The sequence below is a fragment of the Arthrobacter sp. 2YAF22_2 genome (assembly GCF_052114645.1).
Lineage (GTDB): Bacteria > Actinomycetota > Actinomycetes > Actinomycetales > Micrococcaceae > Arthrobacter.
On record NZ_JBFRFD010000608.1, the window covers coordinates 1 to 1,906 of the forward strand.

Annotated in this window: 1 protein-coding gene; it reads left to right on the forward strand. The window is 64.3% G+C overall.

Annotation, left to right across the window (positions count from 1 at the left end; genetic code table 11):
- Window positions 1-215: 215 nt before the first annotated feature.
- The gene (locus AB4Y86_RS17810; protein WP_441403485.1) at window positions 216-1,814 is read left to right on the forward strand and encodes a cytochrome ubiquinol oxidase subunit I; all 1,599 of its coding nucleotides are present in this window, start codon (window positions 216-218) and stop codon (window positions 1,812-1,814) included.
- Window positions 1,815-1,906 lie beyond the last annotated feature (92 nt).

The following is a 1,906-nucleotide window of genomic DNA, read 5'->3' on the forward strand; positions in this document are numbered from 1 at the left end:
AGGTAGAACAGCATCCCTGCGGCGTGTCGCCTCAGCTGACGGCGCGGCCGGAGCCGGCGTCCCCGGGCACTCCGGCAACTCCATTGCGGGGTGGCCTGTGCCATGCGACGCTGGGGTGCGGGACGGTGCGCAATTGTTCTACACTCTGTAGAAGTATTATTTCTACGCAACGTAGAAAATTAGAAGATCTCGGGAACCTAGCCAAAGGGACTGCCTTGGAAGCCTTGGAAATTGCACGCTGGCAATTCGGCATTACCACCGTCTATCACTTCATGATGGTGCCGCTGACAATCGGTCTCGGCCTTGTCGTGGCGGTGATCCAGACCCTCTGGTACCGCACCGGCAAGCCCGAGTATCTGCGGATGACGAAGTTCTGGGGCAAGCTCTTCCTGATTAACTTCATCATGGGCGTGGCMACCGGCATCGTSCAGGARTTCCAGTTCGGCATGGCCTGGAGCGAGTACAGCCGCTTCGTCGGGGACGTCTTCGGCGCACCGCTGGCCTTGGAGGCGCTGCTGGCGTTCTTCGTGGAATCCACSTTCCTGGGCCTGTGGATCTTCGGCTGGAAGCAGCTCAAGCGAGGTGTCCACCTGGCCTGCCTCTGGATCGCMGTGATCGGCTCGGTCYTTTCCGCCTACTTCATCATCGTGGCCAACAGCTGGATGCAGCACCCGGTGGGCGTCGAGATGATTAACGGGCGGCCCGTGATGACCGACGCCTGGGCCGTCTTCACCAACAACACCGCCCTGGTGGCGGTGCCCCACACCCTCTTCGGCGCACTCGCCGTCGCCGGCGGTTTCCTGCTCGGCATCGCCTGGTACCACCTGTGGCGCCGSCGCCAYGACGGSATCGACACGGTCGGGGCTGACGGCAAGGTGATCCCCGGCGAGTCGGATATTCCGGGCCGGGACCGTGCGGACCACGCCGTCTGGATCCGCTCCCTGCGGATCGGCGCCGTCGTCGCGATGATCTCCTTCGCCGGGACCGCGATCACCGGCGACCTGCAGGGCAAGCTCATGTTCGAACAGCAGCCCATGAAGATGGCCGCCGCCGAGGCCGCTTGCCACGACGGCACCGGCTTCTCCGTGCTTAGTATCGGCAACGTCGGCTCCAAGAACTGCGACGACGTCGTCGCCGTGATCGAGGTCCCCGGCATTCTGTCCTTCCTGGCCAAGGGCGACTTTAACACCGAGGTCAAGGGCGTGAACAGCCTGCAGGACCAGTACAAGGCGGATTACGGCACCCACCTGCCCAACAACCCGATCTACGGTGACCGGGCCGGCCAGGAGATCCAGTACGTCCCGGTCATGGAGGTCACCTATTGGGGCTTCCGGATGATGATCGGCTTCGGCGGCGTGGCGGCGCTGGCCGCGCTCGTGGCCCTTTGGGCCACCCGCAAGGGAACCGTCCCGGCCTCCCGCGGACTCATGCGGCTCGCCGTATTCGGCATCCTGGCCCCGTTCGGCGCGAACGCCGCCGGCTGGATCTTCACCGAGATGGGCCGCCAGCCCTTCGTGGTGGCGCCCAACCCGGACCTCAACGGCATCGACCAGGTGTTCATGTTCACGGCCGCAGCCGTTTCCCCGGGGGTCTCCGCCGGGGAGCTGCTCACGTCCTTGATTGTGCTGAGCGCCGTCTACGGGGTGCTGCTGGTGGTGGAGGTGAAGCTGCTGGTGAAGTACATCCGGGGTGGCGTGGTCTCCGCGATGCCCGAACTCGTCCTGGCCCCGGCGGACGAAAATGACGACCAGTCCCCGTCCGGCGGAACCCCCGCCAAACCCGAAGCCGACGACGTCTTGGCCTTCGCCTACTAACGTCCCCGAAGAAGTCGTAGAGGATACTCAGCATGGAACTGCTACCCACCATCTGGTTCATCGCCATCGCACTGTTGTGGACGGGCTATCTC